The 17,576-nt window shown below is 65.3% G+C and carries 17 protein-coding genes; 13 read left to right on the forward strand and 4 right to left on the reverse strand.

The features are described from left to right. The first annotated feature begins 1 nt into the window (after position 1). Genes ACHMWQ_RS12715 through phnN form a run of 7 tightly spaced genes read left to right on the forward strand, consistent with a single transcriptional unit; the run spans position 2 to position 5,767 of the window. The gene (locus ACHMWQ_RS12715) at positions 2–1,096 is read left to right on the forward strand and encodes a carbon-phosphorus lyase complex subunit PhnI (RefSeq protein ID WP_396307743.1); all 1,095 of its coding nucleotides are present in this window, start codon (positions 2–4) and stop codon (positions 1,094–1,096) included. Further along, complete coding sequence (locus ACHMWQ_RS12720) at positions 1,093–2,004, forward strand: alpha-D-ribose 1-methylphosphonate 5-phosphate C-P-lyase PhnJ (protein WP_396307744.1); 912 nt, start codon at positions 1,093–1,095, stop codon at positions 2,002–2,004. Before ACHMWQ_RS12715 ends, ACHMWQ_RS12720 begins: the two co-directional genes overlap by 4 nt. After that, the gene (locus ACHMWQ_RS12725; protein WP_396307745.1) at positions 2,004–2,501 is read left to right on the forward strand and encodes a GNAT family N-acetyltransferase; all 498 of its coding nucleotides are present in this window, start codon (positions 2,004–2,006) and stop codon (positions 2,499–2,501) included. The genes ACHMWQ_RS12720 and ACHMWQ_RS12725 overlap by 1 nt, the downstream gene beginning before the upstream one ends. Next, positions 2,498–3,286: a phosphonate C-P lyase system protein PhnK gene (phnK, locus tag ACHMWQ_RS12730; RefSeq protein ID WP_380223847.1), complete on the forward strand. Its 789-nt coding sequence runs from the start codon at positions 2,498–2,500 to the stop codon at positions 3,284–3,286. The genes ACHMWQ_RS12725 and phnK overlap by 4 nt, the downstream gene beginning before the upstream one ends. Beyond that, the gene (phnL, locus tag ACHMWQ_RS12735) at positions 3,283–4,005 is read left to right on the forward strand and encodes a phosphonate C-P lyase system protein PhnL (RefSeq protein ID WP_396307746.1); all 723 of its coding nucleotides are present in this window, start codon (positions 3,283–3,285) and stop codon (positions 4,003–4,005) included. The genes phnK and phnL overlap by 4 nt, the downstream gene beginning before the upstream one ends. A 24-nt stretch (positions 4,006–4,029) precedes the next feature. Continuing rightward, positions 4,030–5,196 (forward strand): alpha-D-ribose 1-methylphosphonate 5-triphosphate diphosphatase, encoded by a 1,167-nt coding sequence (locus ACHMWQ_RS12740; protein ID WP_396307747.1) that lies wholly within the window; start codon positions 4,030–4,032, stop codon positions 5,194–5,196. A gap of 13 nt (positions 5,197–5,209) precedes the next feature. After that, a complete protein-coding gene (gene phnN, locus ACHMWQ_RS12745; RefSeq protein WP_396307748.1) occupies positions 5,210–5,767 on the forward strand; it encodes a phosphonate metabolism protein/1,5-bisphosphokinase (PRPP-forming) PhnN in 558 nt (185 codons plus the stop codon). A 2-nt stretch (positions 5,768–5,769) separates the two neighbouring features. Here the strand turns inward: phnN and ACHMWQ_RS12750 are convergent, their stop codons facing one another. The 3 genes from ACHMWQ_RS12750 to arsK all read right to left on the reverse strand — a co-directional run bounded on the left by ACHMWQ_RS12750 (position 5,770) and on the right by arsK (position 8,236). Continuing rightward, entirely contained in the window at positions 5,770–6,558 is a 789-nt protein-coding gene (locus ACHMWQ_RS12750) for a class I SAM-dependent methyltransferase (protein ID WP_396307749.1), read from the reverse strand. Between the two features lie 96 nt (positions 6,559–6,654). Then, positions 6,655–6,915: a hypothetical protein gene (locus ACHMWQ_RS12755; protein ID WP_354548552.1), complete on the reverse strand. Its 261-nt coding sequence runs from the start codon at positions 6,913–6,915 to the stop codon at positions 6,655–6,657. 106 nt (positions 6,916–7,021) lie between these two features. Then, complete coding sequence (gene arsK, locus ACHMWQ_RS12760) at positions 7,022–8,236, reverse strand: arsenite efflux MFS transporter ArsK (protein ID WP_396307750.1); 1,215 nt, start codon at positions 8,234–8,236, stop codon at positions 7,022–7,024. Positions 8,237–8,503: 267 nt separating this feature from the next. On the opposite strand from arsK, the gene ACHMWQ_RS12765 reads away from it, so the two are divergent. The 5 genes from ACHMWQ_RS12765 (at position 8,504) to ACHMWQ_RS12785 (ending at position 13,921) form a co-directional block, all read left to right on the forward strand. Continuing rightward, a complete protein-coding gene (locus tag ACHMWQ_RS12765; protein ID WP_396307751.1) occupies positions 8,504–9,853 on the forward strand; it encodes an extracellular solute-binding protein in 1,350 nt (449 codons plus the stop codon). 189 nt (positions 9,854–10,042) lie between these two features. Further along, positions 10,043–10,927, forward strand: coding sequence for a sugar ABC transporter permease (locus ACHMWQ_RS12770; RefSeq protein WP_354548558.1), 885 nt, complete (start codon positions 10,043–10,045; stop codon positions 10,925–10,927). An 11-nt stretch (positions 10,928–10,938) separates the two neighbouring features. Continuing rightward, complete coding sequence (locus ACHMWQ_RS12775; RefSeq protein ID WP_396307752.1) at positions 10,939–11,853, forward strand: ABC transporter permease subunit; 915 nt, start codon at positions 10,939–10,941, stop codon at positions 11,851–11,853. Between the two features lie 12 nt (positions 11,854–11,865). After that, positions 11,866–12,975 (forward strand): sn-glycerol-3-phosphate ABC transporter ATP-binding protein UgpC, encoded by a 1,110-nt coding sequence (gene ugpC / locus ACHMWQ_RS12780; RefSeq protein ID WP_396307753.1) that lies wholly within the window; start codon positions 11,866–11,868, stop codon positions 12,973–12,975. A 22-nt stretch (positions 12,976–12,997) separates the two neighbouring features. Then, positions 12,998–13,921, forward strand: a complete 924-nt coding sequence (locus ACHMWQ_RS12785; protein ID WP_396307754.1) for a sugar phosphate isomerase/epimerase family protein — start codon at positions 12,998–13,000, stop codon at positions 13,919–13,921. Positions 13,922–13,978: 57 nt separating this feature from the next. Here the strand turns inward: ACHMWQ_RS12785 and ACHMWQ_RS12790 are convergent, their stop codons facing one another. Beyond that, complete coding sequence (locus ACHMWQ_RS12790) at positions 13,979–15,208, reverse strand: DUF763 domain-containing protein (RefSeq protein WP_396307755.1); 1,230 nt, start codon at positions 15,206–15,208, stop codon at positions 13,979–13,981. 358 nt (positions 15,209–15,566) lie between these two features. Between ACHMWQ_RS12790 and ACHMWQ_RS12795 the strand changes: the two genes are divergently transcribed. Further along, entirely contained in the window at positions 15,567–17,570 is a 2,004-nt protein-coding gene (locus ACHMWQ_RS12795) for an acyltransferase family protein (protein WP_396307756.1), read from the forward strand. The last annotated feature ends 6 nt before the right edge of the window (positions 17,571–17,576 follow it).

Raw genomic sequence — 17,576 nt, forward strand, 5'->3', positions numbered from 1 at the left:
CATGTATGTCGCCGTCAAGGGTGGCGAGGAAGCGATCGACAATGCGCATGGGCTTCTCGCTCATGAGCGTCGCGGTCCCGTCTCGGTCCCCGATCTCTCCCCTGACCAGATCGAAAACCAGCTGGCGCTCGCCGTCGACCGCGTCATGGCCGAAGGCTCGCTCTATGATCCGGCCCTGGCCGCGCTCGCGATCAAGCAGTCGCGTGGCGATCTGATCGAGGCGATCTTCCTCGTCCGCGCTTTCCGCACCACCTTGCCGCGCTTCGGCAATGGCGAACCGGTCGATACCAGCGCCATGGCGATCGAGCGCCGCATTTCCGCGACCTTCAAGGATCTGCCCGGCGGACAGGTGCTCGGGCCGACCTTCGACTACACCCACCGCCTGATAGACTTCATGCTCGCCGCTGGCGTCACCCCGCCGGCACCCGCCGAAGTCGAGACCGATTTCGAGGCGACGCCGCGCGTGACCGACCTGCTCGACGGCCAGGGGCTGATCGAGGCGGAACTTCCCGACGAAACGGCGGAAGTCGGCGACCTGACCCGCGCGCCGCTCGATTTCCCGGCGGATCGAGACCTGCGCCTGCAGGCGCTCGCTCGTGGCGATGAAGGCTTCCTGCTGGCGCTTGGCTATTCGACCCAGCGCGGCTATGGCCGCACCCACCCCTTCGTCGGCGAAATCCGCTTCGGCGAGGTGATGGCAGAGTTCGTGCCGGAAGAGCTCGGCTTCGCTGTGCCGCTCGGGCCTGTCTCGCTGACAGAGTGCCAAATGGTCAACCAGTTCCATGGTTCGGCCGAGCTGCCGCCGCAGTTCACCCGCGGCTACGGCCTGGTGTTCGGCCAGAGCGAGCGCAAAGCGATGGCGATGTCGCTGGTCGACCGGGCGCTCCGGACCCGCGAGTTCGGCGAGGATGTCACCGCCCCGGCGCAGGACGAGGAATTCGTGCTGTCCCATTGCGACAACGTCCAGGCGACCGGCTTCGTCGAGCATCTGAAGCTGCCGCACTATGTCGATTTCCAGGCCGAGCTCGGGCTCGTCCGAAAGATGCGCTCCGAATATGCGGCGCGCCAGCAAGAGCTGAAGGAGGCGGCCGAATGAGCGCCGTGGCAGCACCGCAGGCGAGCGGCTACAATTTCGCCTATCTCGACGAACAGACCAAGCGGATGATCCGCCGCGCGATCCTGAAGGGGATCGCCATCCCCGGCTATCAGGTTCCCTTCTCCAGCCGCGAAATGCCGATGCCCTATGGCTGGGGCACTGGCGGCGTGCAGGTGACGGCGGCGATCATCGGGCCGGATGACGTGTTGAAGGTGATCGACCAGGGTTCGGACGACACCACCAACGCAGTCTCGATCCGCAAATTCTTCGCCAAGACGGCGGGCGTCGCGACGACGACCGAAACGAAGGACGCAACGATCATCCAGACGCGCCACCGCATCCCGGAGCGGCAGCTGACGGAAAAGCAGACGATCGTCTTCCAGGTGCCGATCCCGGAGCCGCTGCGCTTTCTCGAGCCGCGCGAGACCGAAACCCGGAAGCTGCATGCGCTCGCCGATTATGGCCTGATGCATGTGAAGCTCTACGAGGACATCTCGCGCCACGGCCACATCGCCACGACCTACGATTATCCGGTCGAGGTGGCGGATCGCTACGTCATGAACCCGTCGCCGACGCCAAAATTCGACAATCCGAAGATGCACATGTCGCCGGCTTTGCAATTGTTCGGCGCCGGTCGCGAGAAGCGCATCTACGCCGTGCCGCCCTTCACCAAGGTGCGCAGCCTCGACTTCGAGGATCATCCCTTCGAGGTGCAGCGCTTTGACAAGCCCTGCGCGCTTTGCGCCGCGACCAACGTCTATCTCGACGAGGTCGTGCTGGACGACCGCGGCGGGCGGATGTTCGTCTGCTCGGACTCGGATTATTGCGAGGAACGCCGGGCCGATGGCCATCGCGGCGAGCTCTCCGGCGAGGCGCCGGGGCTGCATGCGGTCGGAGGGGCGGCGTGATGGCCGATATCTCCGTTCGCAAGGCGACCGAGGCTGACCTGCCGGCGCTGCTCGCGCTCTATGCCCAGCCGGATTTCAACAATGGCCGCGTCACCTCGCTTGAGGTGGCCAGGGCGACGCTCGCTCGCATGGCGCAATATCCCGACTTCGCCGCCTATTGCGTCGAGGCGGATGGCGAAATCGTCGGCACCTTCTCGCTGATGGTGATCGACAATCTCGCCCATTGGGGCATGTCATCGGCGCTGGTCGAGAACGTCGTCGTCGCCAAGGGGCATCAGGGCGAGGGTATCGGCCGCGCCATGATCCAGCAGGCCTTTAGGCTGGCCGAAGCGAAAGGCGCCTACAAGGTGGCGCTCTCCTCAAACATCAAATCGACCAAGGCGCACGCCTTCTACGAAAGCCTCGGCTTCGAGAAATACGGCTTCAGCTTTCGGCTGGAGCCGGTGTCCGGCGAGCGCGCCCCTCAGGCTGAATTCATCGACGGAGCCGCATCATGATGGCGAAGCTGAACGACAAGCCGCTGCTTTCCGCCCGCAATCTCGGCAAGCATTACGGCCAACGGCTCGGGTGCCGCGATGTGAATTTCGACCTCTATGAGGGCGAGGTGCTGGCGGTGGTGGGTGAATCCGGCTCGGGCAAATCGACCCTGCTCAGCCTGCTCGCGACCGAGCTTCCGCCGACTGCCGGCGCCGTCAATTACCGGATGCGCGACGGCGAGACGCGGAACCTGTTCGACCTCACCGAGGCCGAGCGCCGTTTCCTGCTGCGCACCGACTGGGGCTTCGTCCGCCAGGATGCGCGGGACGGCCTGCGCATGGGTGTCTCGGCCGGCGGAAATGTCGGCGAGCGGCTGATGGCAGTCGGCGGCCGGCACTATGGCCGCATCCGCGACACGGCGAGCGACTGGCTCAACCGGGTAGAGATCGAGCCGGAACGCATCGATGACTTGCCGAAGAGCTTCTCCGGCGGCATGCGCCAGCGCCTGCAGATCGCCCGCAACCTGGTCACCCATCCGCGCCTGGTCTTCATGGACGAGCCGACATCGAGCCTCGACGTCTCGGTGCAGGCGCGCCTGCTCGACCTGATCCGCGGCCTCGTTTCGGAACTCGGCCTCGCGGTCATCATCGTCACCCACGACCTCGCCGTCGCCCGCCTGCTGTCGCACCGCATCATGGTGATGCGGCAGGGCAGGGTGATCGAGACCGGCCTCACCGACCAGGTGCTGGACGATCCGCGCGAAGCCTACACCCAGCTTCTCGTTTCCTCGGTGCTCGCAGCATGACCCAGAACAACGTGACTCGGAACCTCGTCACCCTCGAAGGCGTCTCCAAGGCTTTCACCCTGCATCTGCGCGACGGCATGAAGATCAGCGTCGTCGACAATGTCTCGTTTGGCGTGAAGCCCGGCGAATGCGTCGTGCTCGGCGGCCCCTCGGGCGCCGGCAAGTCCTCCATTCTCAAGATGATCTACGGCAACTACCGCTGCGATCACGGCCGCATCCTGGTCCGCGACGGCGACGAGCAGGTCGATGTCGCCAATGCCGAGCCGCGCCGCATCCTGGCGCTGCGCGGTTCGGTGATGGGCTATGTCAGCCAGTTCCTGCGCGTCATCCCCCGTGTGTCGTCGCTTGATATCGTCGCGGGCGCCGCGACCGATAGCGGCGTGCCGCAGGCGGAGGCCTGGGCGCGGGCCGAGCGCCTGCTGACGCTTCTGAACGTGCCGGAGCGGCTCTGGAGCCTGCCGCCGGCGACCTTCTCCGGCGGCGAGCAGCAGCGCGTCAACATCGCGCGCGGCCTCGCGGCCGACCGGCCGATCCTGCTGCTCGACGAACCGACCGCCTCGCTCGACGCGGCCAACCGTGCCGTCGTCGTACGGCTGATCGAGGAAAAGAAACGGGCGGGCGCGGCTGTTATCGGCATCTTCCATGATGACGATGTCCGCGAACTGGTCGCCGACCGCATCGTCGACGTGACGGAATTCGCCTCCTCCAAGGCGGCCTGAGAGCTTAGAGCAAACGAGATCGAAATGACCGAACCGACAGAATTCCTGATCGAGAATGCCAGCCTCGTCCTGCCCGACCGCGTGGTCGAAAAGGGCTGGGTCGCCGTCGTCGATGGCGAGATCGCCGAGACCGGCGAAGGCGACGCGCCGGAGCGCGGCATCGACTTTGCCGGCGATCATCTGGTGCCGGGCCTCGTCGAACTGCACACCGATCACCTCGAAGCGCATTTCGCGCCGCGCCCGCATGTCCGCTGGCATGCGCTGTCCTCGGTGATGGCCTATGACGCACAGATCGCGGCGGCCGGCATCACCACGGTGTTCGACTCGCTGCGCGCCGGCTCGGACGCCGACTCCGCCTCGATCGGCACCGATCTCGCCGTGCTGGCCTCCGCCATCGAGGAAGCCCGCGCCACCGGCCATCTCCGCGTCGATCACCGCACGCATCTTCGCTGCGAGATCGCCTGCGACGACGTCATCGAGCATGTCGAGGCCTATGCGGCTCTCTACCCGATCCACATGATGTCGCTGATGGACCACACGCCCGGCCAGCGCCAGTTCAAGGATCTCGAGACATGGCGCCGCTACTACATGCGCAAGAAGCCGATGTCGGACGAGGACGTGAACCGCTTCGTCGCGGCGCGCCTCGAGCAGCATGCCAGCAATGCCGGCCCGAACCGCCTAAAGCTGGTGGCGCTCGCCGCCGAGAAGGGCGCCGTGCTGGCGAGCCATGACGACGCCACGGCGGCGCATGCTTCGGAAGCCGTCGACAATGGCGTCGCCCTTGCCGAGTTCCCGACGACGCTCGAAGCGGCCGAGGCGCTGAACCAGGCCGGCATCCGCGTGATGATGGGCGGGCCGAATGTCGTGCGCGGCGGCTCGCACTCCGGAAATGTCGCAGCCGAGGATCTCGCGCGCGCCGGCTTTCTCGATATTCTGTCGTCGGACTATGTGCCTGCGAGTCTGTTGATGTCTGCTTTCGAACTGCCCCGTCGCATTCCGTCGATCGACCTCGCGGCGGCGATCCGTACCGTCACCCAGACGCCGGCCCGCGCGACCGGGCTGACGGATCGCGGCGCGATCGAGACCGGGCTTCGGGCTGATCTCGTCCGCGTGCATGTCAGCGGCAAGGACAAGGAAAGCCCGACGCCGCTCGTCCGCCAGGTCTGGCGCGAGGGCCAGCGGGTTTCATGAGAGCATGACGAGCATGGGTGTACTGGTAGCGGTGGTCGGGCCGAGCGGCGTCGGCAAGGACAGTCTGCTCGGCCATGCGAAGGCAGCGCTGGCGGAGGAGGCAGGGTTCGTCTTCGTCCGCCGGTTGGTGACACGCGGCGAGAATGCCTTCGAGGACCACGACACGCTGGACGAGGCAGCCTTTGAGAAAGGCGTCGCGACCGGACGGTTCCCCGTGTCCTGGCGCGCGCATGGTCTTGGCTATGCGCTGCCGATCGACACGCTGGATGCGGTCGCCCGAGGCGCGGTCGTCATCTGCAATTTCTCCCGTGGCGCCATCGACGCGGCGCGGGAGAGGTTTCCGGCGGTACGCGTCGTCGCGATCTCGGCGCCCGACGCGGTGCTGGCCGCGCGCCTTGCTGCGCGCGGGCGCGAAAGCGACGAAGCCATCGCGGCGCGCCTTGCGCGCGAGGCGATTTGCGCGAGCGAGATCCAGCCCGATCTGACGATCGTCAACGACCGCCCGATCGAGCAATCGGGCGGTGAGCTGGTGGCCTATCTCAGGAGCTTGCGGGTCGGCGCTCTGGCCTGACGTCAGCCGGGTTTGCGGGCTCGGACGTGCAGGAAGATCGGTGCCACGCGCGTGTCAGCGATGACGGGCTCGGCGTCTGCCTGGGCCTCGGTCGCCCTCGGCTCGCCAAAGGCCTCGATGACGAGGCCGGCCCCGACGATCATCGCGACCCAGTCGCTCAGCGTGCGATGAAAGCGCGGAACGCGGAAGGGCTCGACCTTGCTGCGCTCTTCCGCCGGCAAGGTCGAGAACCACCAGGTCTCGACGGCGCCGTCGGTCTCCTCGAAATAGTCGGCCACCTCGACGGCACGCGGGATGCCGTCAGCGTCGCGGACGTTGCGGCGGCGCGGCGGCACGAAGCAGGGATGCAGGATCGAGAACTGCAGGAAGCCGCCCGGGCGCAGGACGCGATACGCTTCCTGCAGCACGGCCTGCTGGTTCGGCATGTCCATCAGCGACATGAAGGCGGTGGCAAAATCGAAGCTCGCCTCGGCGAAGGGCAGGGCCATGCCGTCGCCATGCAGATAGCGGATGCCGAGCGGCTCGTTGGCCTCGCTGTCCTGCGCATGGCGAACGAAAGTGGGCGCGATGTCGATCGCCGTCATCTTCGCGCCGAGCCGGGCGAGCTGTCGCGTGTTGGAGCCCTCGCCGCAGCCGATGTCGAGGCCCTGCAGACCGGTGATCGGCGGCAGCATGGCCAGGAAGGCCGGTGTGTTGAGGGCGTCGCGGTAGATATCGTAGCCAGCCCGCGAATGGCGGGTCCAGGCTTCGGCATTGGCTTCCCAGTGCGCGGCGACGGTCGAAGGGTCCATGGGGCTGCTCCTTGCGGTTCGCGGAGGGGCGCGCCTTTCAACAAATCGGACGAGGCCTGTCAAGCTGACGCAGGGTGGCAATCCGTGGCCGCTGGGTCAGTCCGTGACGGCGTCCCAGGGCAGGTCCGCGACGCGTATCGGCCAGCGCTCGAAGACGAGGGTTTCCTCGTTTTCGGCCGAGCGTTCGAAAACGCGGGCGGCCATGCCAAGTTCGGAGGCCGAATGACCCAGATGCTTGGCCATCGACACCGCGACGTCATGCGACGTGAAAGCTCCGATTTGCGACCCGCTCTGGCTCACGATCGCATAGCCCCGGTCTTCATTGGGCTGAACATAATAGACCGCCGAATCGAACACTTAACTTCTCCTTAAGCTTCTTACGACGCTTAGCTGAGTCGGGTGGTCGTGTGTGCGGCTAATGCACGGAAGCCGGGAATTTCGGTCGGTTGGGGAAAGACTGTGTCTATTCGGTTCGCGTCGCCTCGACCGTGGGCTTGCCGGAACCGCCGATTGCCAGGAAGGCCAGGACGGCGAGGGTGCTGAGCGCGGCGATGATCGACAGTGCGATCGGATAGCCGAGGTGCTCCGTCATCAGGGCGAAGGCAAAGGGGGCGGCGGAGGACACCACCAGCCGCACCGACGTGACGCGGCCGAGCCGCTTGCCATAGCCGTCGCTGCCGAAGAGTTCGAGCGGCAGCGTTCCCTGCACGATGCTGGCGAGGCCGGAACTCAGTCCGAACACGATGGCGAAGGCGAAGGCGCCGGCAAGGCTGGGCGCCGTAGCGAGCAGGATGACGGTCGCCAGCGGCAGGAAGGCCGAGGCGATGACGGCGAGCGTCCGCTGCGAAAGCCGTCCGCCGAAGGTCATGTTGGTGAAGCGGCTCAGCACCTGCGCCGGCCCGAACGCCGAGGCGACCAGCACGCTGGCCTTGGCGAGCCCGAGTTCCGTCAGCATCGGCAGCATGTGGACCAGAAAGGTCGAGGTGACGAAGCTCTGGATGGCAAAGCCGAGCAGCATCAGGGCGAACGCCCGCGGTCTGGCGGCCGCCGCGATGACCCCGGCCACGGCTTCGACCGCGCGCGGCGCGTGATCCAGCGGCGCGCGGCGGTCGGAAACCGTGCGCGTCTTGACCATTAGCCAGAAATGCACCGGCAGGCAGAGGAAGAGGTGCATCGCCGCGAACAGCAGGTACACGTGATGCCAGTCGAGATGGGCGTGCAGCGCCGTGGTGAACGGCCAGAACAGCGTCGATGCAAAGCCGGCCATTAGCGTCAGATACGTAATCGAGCGCTGCGCCCTGGCCGGGTTCAACTGCACCAGCAGCGTGAAGGATGCGCTGTATTGCACCAGTGTCGAGGCGATCTGGATGGCAATCAGCCCCAGCACCAGCGTCGAAGTATTGCCCGCCATGGCGCAGGCGGCCAGTGCGAGCGCGGCTGCCAGCGAGCCGATCGTCATGACCCGGCCGGCGCCGCGGCGGTCGATCCAGCCGCCCACCCAAGGCGCGCAGAGGCCGCCGACCAGGAGCGAAACGGAAAGGGCGCCGAAGATCCACTCGGTCGAGAGCCCGAACTCGCGCGCCATCGCCGGCGCGAGGACGCTGAAGCTGTAATAGAGCGTGCCGTAGCCGATGATCTGGGTCAGGCCGAGGGCGAGAACCGCCGTGCGGGAGTTCATGGAGACTGCCTTGGCGGTCTGGGCGCCGGGGCGCCCGTGCTGTTCGGGGGTGAGGTTCTATGCGCGCTCTCGGACAGCAAGAACAGTCCCCGCTCTCTATTTTTCATTCGGTTTCAATAGTGACGTAGCGGCGGACCCGAGAGCGGCCGGCGAGGCGAGGGGATCCGGCGCTGCGCTTAGCCGTCGTGTCATCCGAGCGTTACGGGCGGCGGGCTAAGCGGGGACCGTCGCGCCGGACCGGCGCTCCCTTTCTTTCGTGAGGCTCTCATGAACGCCAAATTCCTCGGCGCCGTCGGCACCTTCGCCGTTGCCGCGCTGCTCGCCGGCCCGGCCGCGGCCGACAAGACCAAGATCGATTTCTGGTTCGGCAATTCGGGCGATATCGCCAAGCGCGTGCAGGAGCAGTGCGAGCGCTTCAACGCCAGCCAGGCCGACTACGAAGTGGTCTGCACCAGCCAGGGCTCCTATGACGCCTCGCTGCAGAACACGATCGCGGCCTTCCGCGCCGGCCAGCAGCCGACCATCGCCCAGGTCTCTGACGCCGGCACGCTCGATATCATGCTGTCGGGCGCCTACTACCCGGCCAACAAGCTCATGACCGACATGGGCTATACGGTCGATTGGAAGGACTATTTCTCCGGCATCGCCAGCTACTATGCGACGTCGAAGGGCGAGATGTACTCCTTCCCCTTCAACTCCTCGACGGCGCTGCTCTATTGGAACAAGGACGCCTTCGCCAAGATCGGCAAGGACCATGCTCCGGCGACGTGGGAAGAAGCGGCAGCCGATTTCAAGGCGCTGAAGGCGGCCGGCTATGCGTGCCCGCTCGGCTTCAACATCTCGCGGGATGAGGTCTGGCAGCTCGAGGAGCAGTTCAACGCCATTCATGGCGAGCCGATCGCCACCAAGAAAAATGGCTATGAAGGCCTCGACGCCGAGCTGACCTTCAACAAGGGCAAGTGGGTCCAGTTCGTTCGCGATCTCAAGGGCTGGTACGACAATGGCGAAGCCGTCATCAAGTCGAAGGAAACCGGCCAGACCTTTGTCGAAGCCTTCGCCAATGGCGATTGCCAGGTCATCCTGACCTCGGTCGGCGACCATGGCAATATCGGCCGTACCGCCAAGGAAGGCATGAACTGGGACGTCGCGATGCTCCCGGTCTATGAGGGCACGCAGCGCAAGAGCTCGTTCGTGGGTGGCGCCTCGCTCTGGGTGCTGACCGGCAAGTCGGACGCCGAATACAAGGGCGCCGCCGCCTTCTTCGACTTCATCGCCAAGCCGGAAGAGGCGCTGACCTGGTCGACCGTGACCGGCTACATCCCGGTGCGCAACTCCGGCTTCAAGTACCTGAACGAGCAGGGCTTCTACGGCAAGGCTCCCTATAAGGGCCGTGAGCTGGCGATCGAGAGCCTGACGGCTTCGCCGGCCGATGACGCCGCCCCGCATGGCATCCGCCTCGGCGGCCTGCTGCAGATCCGCCAGGAAGTCTCCAACGGCCTGCAGGCGATCTTCATCAAGAACGAAGACGTCCAGGCTTCGCTCGACACTGCCGTCGAACGCGGCAACCAGATCCTGCGCAAGTTCGAGCAGACCTACGCCGGCAAGACGCTTCCCTAGTCTGCCGGGCCGAACTCCCACCCCACCCTCCTCGTCCAGGCGGGGAGGGGCACGGGAGGCCGGGCGGAACGTGGCCCGTTCACGTTCCGCCTATTCCTCGATCCGGCCATGGCGCCATGCGCCGCGCCGGATCCAGGCCGTCGTCGCTTCATCTCGGAGTGCCGGCCGCCTGAAGAATGAGACCGTCCGATGGAAAAGCGCGCTACCTTCTCGTCCACGACGATCGGCCTGCTGTTCGCGCTGCCGATGCTCGTGCTGATCTTCGTCTTCTTCTACTGGCCGAGCGGCCAGGCGCTCTATTGGGCCTTCACGCTGGAACAACCCTGGGGCGGCGGCAACACCTGGGTTGGACTGCAGAATTTCCGCCAGCTGCTGAGCGATCCCTATTACTGGGGCGCCATCTCGCGCAGCATGGTGTTCGGGCTGGGTTCGACCGGCATCGCCATGGGCGTCGCGCTGCTGCTGGCGCTGTTTACCGATCGCGAGATGCGCGGCCACAAGGCCTATCGCAGCATCTTCATCTGGCCCTATGCGATCGCCGCTCCGGCGCTCGGCCTGGCCTTCCGCTTCATCCTCGCGCCCGAAGCCGGCTTCCTGTCGCTGATCAACCAGATTTGGCCGGGGCTGTGGAATCCGGCGCTCGACGGCACCGATGCGATGATCGCGGTCATCATTGCCTTCTCGTGGAAATATATCGGCTACAACTTCATCTTCTTCCTCTCGGCGCTGCAGAGCATTCCCCGCTCGCTGATCGAGGCGGCGGCGATGGACGGGTCCGGCCCGATGCGTCGCATGTGGGACATCCAACTGCCCCTGCTGACGCCGACCCTGTTCTTCCTGCTCGTGATCAACATCACCGAGAGCTTCCAGGACAGCTTCGGCATCGTCGATATCATGACCCAGGGCGGCCCCGCGAGGGCGACCGAACTGATGGTCTACAAGATCTATTTCGACGGCTTCAAAGGCCTCGATTATTCCGGCGCCGCCGCGCAGTCGATCATCCTGATGGGCCTCGTCGTCCTCCTCACCATCGTGCAGTTCCGCTTCATCGAGCGGCGCGTGCACTACAAATAGAGGCGGATCCGATGGTCGAACGCACGCCAATCTTCAACGCCGTCTGCCAGATCGTTCTCCTGATCGGCCTGCTGACGGTGCTGTTTCCCTTCGTGATCGTCATCGTCGCGGCGACGCACGACATCCGCGCCGTCAACACGGTGCCGATGTCGCTGGTGCCAGGCTCTGACCTCTTCACCAATCTGCACGAGGCCTGGGTCCGGGCGGATCTCGGCCGCAAGCTGCTCAATTCATTCGTGTTCGCGGGCACGGTGGCGGCGGGCAAGGTCCTGCTGTCGTCGATGGCGGCCTTCGCCATCGTCTATTTCCGCTTTCCCGGCCGGATGCTGATGTTCTGGGTGATTTTCGTCACCCTGATGCTGCCGCTCGAGGTGCGCATCGTGCCGACCTATGCGGTGGCGGCCAATGCGCTGGCGCCGTTCCAGGCGATCCTGGATATCACCGGCATCTCCTGGCTGATCCACGCCGTCTCCGGCCTGCAGGTCAAGCTGGAATGGGGCCTGCTCAATTCCTACCCCGGCCTGATCCTGCCGCTCGTCGCCACCGCGACTGGCACCTTCCTCTACCGCCAGTTCTACCTGACGGTGCCGGACGAACTGGCGGAAGCCGCGAAGATGGATGGCTCAGGTCCCGTCCGCTTCTTCGTCGACATCCTGTTCCCGCTGTCGAAGCCCAACATGATCGCGCTGTTCACCATCATGTTCGTCTGGTCGTGGAACCAGTATCTCTGGCCCTTGCTCATCACCACCGATCCGAATTTCGGCATCGCCGTGACGCAGCTGAAGCACCTCATTCCCTCCGAATTCGGCTTGCCGGACTGGAACGTCGCCATGGCGGGGACGCTCATCATCATGGCACCGCCGCTCATCGTCGTGATCGTGATGCAGCGCTGGTTCGTGCGCGGCCTGATCTCGACCGAGAAGTAGAAGGACAATCCGATGTCATCGATCGCCATCAAGGGCGTCAAGAAGGCCTATGCCAGGAACGCGGTCGTGCACGGGGTCGACCTCGAGATCGCCACCGGCGAGTTCATCGTCATCCTGGGCCCGTCCGGCTGCGGCAAGTCCACCTTGCTGCGCATGATCGCCGGGCTGGAGGAGATCTCCGGCGGCGAGATCCGGATCGACGGCAAACTGGTTAACAAAATGGAACCCCGCGAACGCGGCTGCGCCATGGTTTTCCAGAACTACGCGCTCTATCCGCACATGACCGTCGCCGAGAATATCGGCTATGCGCTCAAGGTCGCCGGCGTACCGAAGGCCGAGCGGGCGAAGCGGGTCGCCGCCACCGCCAAGGTCGTCGGTCTCGAAGCCTTCCTCGACCGCCGCCCGGCAGCCCTTTCCGGCGGCCAGCGGCAGCGCGTCGCCATGGGGCGCGCCATCGTGCGGGAGCCCAAGGTGTTCCTGTTCGACGAGCCGCTCTCCAATCTCGACGCCAAGCTGCGCGTCGCCATGCGCGCCGAGATCCGCCGCCTGCATCGCCGCCTCGGCGCCACCTCCGTCTTCGTCACGCATGACCAGACCGAGGCAATGACGCTGGGCGATCGTCTCGTCGTGATGAATGGCGGCCGGATCGAACAGGTCGGCACGCCGGCCGAGGTCTATAACCGCCCCGCCACCCGCTTCGTCGCCAATTTCGTCGGCTCGCCGTCGATGAACCTGCTGGAAGGCGCGATCGATCGGCATGGCGTCTTCGTCTATGACGAGCAGCGACGCATCCCGCTGCCGGGCGCGATCGACGCTCGCCTGGTCGGCCACAAGGTCACGCTGGGCGTCCGCGCGGAAGCTGCCCGGCTCGTCGCCCCCGGCACGCCCGGTTCGCTCCCTGCCACGGTCGATTTCATCGAGGAACTGGGCGCCGGTCGGGTCGTGCACACGGATTTCGATGGCCTGTCTTTCGCGGTCGCGCTCAGCGGCCCCGCTTCCTTCGAGACCGGCGATGCCGTCGGCATCCAGATCGATCCGGCCGATATCCACCTGTTCGCCGCCGACACGGGCAAGCGCATCGACGCCCTCACGTCACAGCCGCTCGCTGCCGCCTCCCTTTGATCCCCGTTTCGAGAGACAAGTCATGACGAAAGATCTCATCACGCATATCGGCTTCGCCACCACGTCCGGCGAGGGCGACATGAACCACATCGAGGCGTCGCTTGCCCGCATCGTCGAACTCGGCGCCGACGTCGCCGAGTTATCGCTTTGCGGCGACGACCTGATCTCCGGCGGCCGCGTGCTCGAAGCGCGCGCCAGGCGGCTGGTCGACATCTGCGCAAAGTTCCCGCTGCGCTATACGGTGCATGGCCTGATCGTGTCCAATTTCATGGACGCGCCGAACCTCGAATTCCAGATGGCCGCGGCCAAGGCGATGGTCGAGCTCAGCCATCGCGTCGGGTCGGACACGCTGGTCCATCACAGTGGCCATGCGCCCATGGCGCCGGCTCGCGTCATCGCCGGCTATGACCGGATGCAGGAAGACGCGCTGAAGGAACTTGCCGATTTCGGTGGCAAGCATGGCGTTCGCATCGCGCTTGAAAACATCTTCGCCGTCGATGACGAGAGGTATCGCCAGCAGCCATCCGAGGTCGCCGCGACCGTCCAGGCGATCCACCATCCCTATCTCGTCGCCACCATCGATTTCGGCCACGCCTATATCGAGGCGACCCGGACCGGCGGCGATTTGCTGGCCGAGGTCGCGGCGATGGGACCAGTCGCCGGCCATCTGCATGTGCATGACAGCTTCGGCCGCCCCTACACCATGTCAAAATTCTACCACCAGAGCGAGGCGATCGCGCTGGGGATCGGCGATCTGCATCTGCCGCTCGGCTGGGGCGACCTGCCGTGGGAGAGCGTGTTCGACACCATCGACGTGCTGCCCGGCACGGCGCTGATCATGGAGATCGGCGAGCGCTTCGATGCCGATCGCGCCGAGTCGATTGAACGGGCCCGCGCGCTTGCCGCCCGGCTCAATGCCCGCCATGCGGCCGCCCGCGCGGCCTGAGGCCTGCCTGGCGCGGGATGAGCGGCCTGGCCGGAACCTTGAAAACGGGGTGGGCCGCTACTCCCAGCCAAACACGCTGCGGCCGGCATAGCTTGCCGACCGTTCGCGCTCGTCGTCGATCATTTCCTCGACGCTCGGCCCGGTGGCGACGCGTTCCAGCCGGCGGGCCTGCTCGTCGAGCCGCTTCAGTGCCGCCATCTCTTCCGCCTCGCCGAGCTTCGCCTTCTGGACGGCCGAGGTCATGACGCGGATCGTGTGGTCATAGACGCGGAGCGGCACGGGGAAGGGGTGGCGGTCCTTGCCGCCATGCGCGAAGGAGAAGCGGGCCGGGTCGCTGAAGCGATACGGCGCGCCATGCACCACTTCCGCCACCATCGCTAGCGCCTGCACCGTCCGGGCGCCGACGCCCGGCACCAGCAGCAGATCCGCGAAATCGGCCGGCCCCTGGTCGGCCGCTGCGGCCAGCGCCCCATGCAGCCGTCTCGTCACGACATCGCTGGAACGCACGTCATGATGTGCCGGCATGATCAGATGCGGCAGCAGCATCTGGTCGGTCGCGGGCGGCGGCGGGGCCGTCTCGGCGCGCAGCGCGGCGAACTCCAGCGCGATCTTGTCCGGGCCGAGATCCGCAAGCATGGTGAGTTGGCCGGCGCGCGAGGCCTCGGCGCGCTTGTCGGTCAGGTTGACGATCTCGCCCTGTTGCACGCCGTCGATCGCCGCATGCGGCGCCTCGACGAAGCTCGTCAGCCCCTCGGACAGCCAGTGATAGCGCCGCGCCTGATGCGTGTCGTCGTTCATGCCCTGCTGCACGACCACCCAATGGCCGTCATCGGTGACGATGAAGCCGTGCAGATAGAGATCGAACCCATCCTGGATGGCCGCGCTGTCGACCTTGGCAACCAGTCGGCTGGCCTTGGCCAGCGCCATTCCGTCGAAGCCGACCCGCTCGCCGATCCCGATCAGTTCCTGCGGCGTCTGGCGGGAATGCCGTCCCTTGCCGCCGCAGACATGGATGCCGAGTTCGCGGGAAAGCGGCGTCAGTCCGCGCTTCAGCGCCCCGAGCACACTGGTGGTGATGCCGGACGAATGCCAATCCATGCCCATGACGGCGCCGAAGGACTGGAACCAGAACGGGTGGGCAAGGCGGCGCAACAGTTCGTCGCGACCATATTCCTGCACGATCGCCTCGCTGATCACGGCGCCGAGCTTCGTCATCCGGTCGGATAGCCAGCGCGGCACATGCCCGCCATGCAGCGACAGATCCGCGCTCCCGGCTCGCTTGGCCATCCCTGATCGTGTTCCCTCTGTTCGATTTTGCCAAGTGACCTTAGCACACAGCGGCCTTCCGGGGCTGCGTCCAGATAGCAACCAGCCGGCCAAAACTGCCAATTCGCCGGATTAGCGGGTTGCGTTCGCATCCGATATTTGCTGCTGATATCCATCAGCAGATCGATAATCAGATGACGTAGTGTCAGGCATATCTAGGATCGCGCCGCTCCGGATTGGAGCAAGGGGGCGGTCGAGAAGATAGCCGCTCCCGTTTCTTTTCATCACCAGCTCACCACCCAGAGGTCGACGACTGCCGCCGATCTCAAGGCAAGCCAACCCGTGCTCGCTTGGCACGACGTATGACCGAGATGAATTAATGATCGAGAAGACCGACGGGTTTCGAAAAGATATCAACGGCTTGCGCGCCTGGGCTGTCGTTGCCGTCATTGGCTATCATTTCAGCATTGCCGGCTTCCCGGGCGGCTTCATCGGTGTCGATGTCTTCTTCGTCCTGTCCGGCTTCCTGATGGCTGGAATCGTCATCGGCGGCGTCGAGGCGATCGACGGATCGGCTGCCTCCATCCGCGCTTTCCTTGCCAAGTTCTACCTCGCGCGCGCGCGCCGGATCGTCCCCGCGCTGGCCGTGCTGTGTGCCGTGATTCTCGTCGTCGACTGGTTCGTCATGTCGGCAAAGGAATATGAGGGCGTCGGCAAGAACATCGTCAGCGCCCTGGCCTTCCTCTCGAACTTCCGCTTCAACCGGGAGGCGGGCTATTTCGATGCCTCCTCGCACGAAAAGGTCCTGCTCCACACTTGGTCGCTGTCCGTCGAGTGGCAGTTCTATCTACTGTTCCCCTTGATCGTCATCGGCCTTTACAAGCTATCGCGCAGCCGCCGGCGTCTGGCCGTGGCGCTGGCTTGCCTGACCGCGGCGTCGCTGGCGCTGTCAATCCTGACATCGGCCAGCATGCCGGCCCGCGCCTTCTTCCTGCTGCCATGGCGTGCGTGGGAACTGCTGGGCGGTGCCCTCATCTGGCTGCTCTATCAGGTGCGTCCCCGCCTGGGCGATTTCCCCAAGATTGCACTGGAGATCGCGGGCTTCCTCCTGATCCTCGGCAGCATCGTGCTGCTGGACGCTTCCGTCGTCTGGCCGGGCTGGCTGGCCGTTATCCCAGTGATCGGTACCGGTTTTGTTCTGCTGGCGTCGCGCCAGGATTCGATCCTGAGTGGTAGCCGCGTGGCCCAGTGGCTGGGGAAGGCGTCCTATTCGCTTTATCTCTGGCACTGGCCGATCGTGGTAGCGCTCTATTACCTGGAGCTGGAGAAGGATCTCGTCGCGAGGCTCGCGGGTTTGGCGCTGACGCTGGTTCTGGGATGGCTCTCGTATCGATGGATCGAGACCCCCACGCGCACGCGTCTGGCCCGGATGCCCCGTCGCCTGGAGTTCGGCGCCATCATGGCCGCTCTGCTGGCGGTGATGCTATCGGCCCATGTCGTGCGCAGCTTTGACGGCTTTCCTTCTAGGCTCCCGCCGGAGGTGAATGCGATCTTCAAGGCTGCCGACGACGCCAACCCGCGGATGATGCAGTGCCAGGGCAACGAGAAGACTCGCGTCTCGGAGTGCACATATGGCGGGCCTGATCTCGGGATCGTCGTGATTGGCGACAGCCACGCCGGCAACATCGTGCGATCCGTCGAGAAGGCGCTGCCGTCCCCCAATCTTCATGTTCTGGATTGGACAATGGCTGGCTGCAAGACGATTGCCGGGCTGAAGAAGATTGGCGGCCAGGTCGTCTCCTGTGGCGAGTTCGTGCAGTACGCGGTGGACAAGAGCAAGACGCTGCCCCCGGCGCCGCTGGTGATCCTGAACCGGACGAGCGTCGAAGTGGATCCCCAGCAGGCGACCGCCATGTCGCAGGCGCCAGGTTTCTATATCAGCAAACCTCACGCTTCTCGCAACGCGGCCTTCTTTGAGGAAATCAGGGAGGGCCTTATCTCGACCGCCTGCGAGTTCGCCCGAACTCGGCCCGTTTACTACGTTCGGCCAATTCCGGAGATGAAGTACCACGTGCCGAAATCGATGGGGCGAGCGCTCATGTGGGGGCATCGGCTTGATGTTTCGATCTCGCTCGATGCCTATCGCCAGCGGCACGCCTGGATCTGGGCGACGCAGGATCTCGCGGCGCAAAGATGCGGGGTCAAAATACTCGATCCCTTGCCCTATCTCTGTGACAAGGAGCGCTGCTACGGGGCGGTCGACGGCATCCCGATCTACGGCGACGACAACCACCTGAATATGCGCGGGGCCGATCTGATGATCCCGATGTTCCGGACGATCTTCGAACCTGAGGTTGCGCCGCCTTCCGGGGCATCGAGCTAGCGACGC

It is taken from the genome of Kaistia sp. UC242_56 (assembly GCF_044452255.1).
Classification (GTDB): Bacteria; Pseudomonadota; Alphaproteobacteria; order Rhizobiales; family Kaistiaceae; genus Kaistia; species Kaistia defluvii_A.